This is a genomic window from Methylophaga sp. SB9B (genome assembly GCF_004832235.1).
Taxonomy (GTDB): domain Bacteria; phylum Pseudomonadota; class Gammaproteobacteria; order Nitrosococcales; family Methylophagaceae; genus Methylophaga; species Methylophaga muralis.
Map to the genome: position 1 here is coordinate 1 of NZ_SSXS01000056.1, position 255 is coordinate 255.

Annotated in this window: 1 pseudogene; it reads left to right on the forward strand. The window is 46.3% G+C overall.

Annotation, left to right across the window (positions count from 1 at the left end):
* Window positions 1-255, forward strand: a pseudogene (locus E8Q33_RS15115) (proton-conducting transporter membrane subunit); the annotation flags it as partial.

The following is a 255-nucleotide window of genomic DNA, read 5'->3' on the forward strand; positions in this document are numbered from 1 at the left end:
GCTGATGGTGCATATCTACACCATCGGTTATATGCATGACGATGACGGCTACAGCCGTTTTTTTTAGTTATATCTCGCTGTTTACCTTCTCGATGCTGATGCTGGTCATGGCCAATAACTTTATGCAGTCTGTTTTTTGGCTGGGAAGCGGTTGGCGTGGTTTCTATCTGCTGATTGGTTTCTGGTACAAAAAGCCCACGGCGATTTACGCCAATCTCAAGGCATTTCTGGTCAATCGTGTGGGTGACTTCGGTT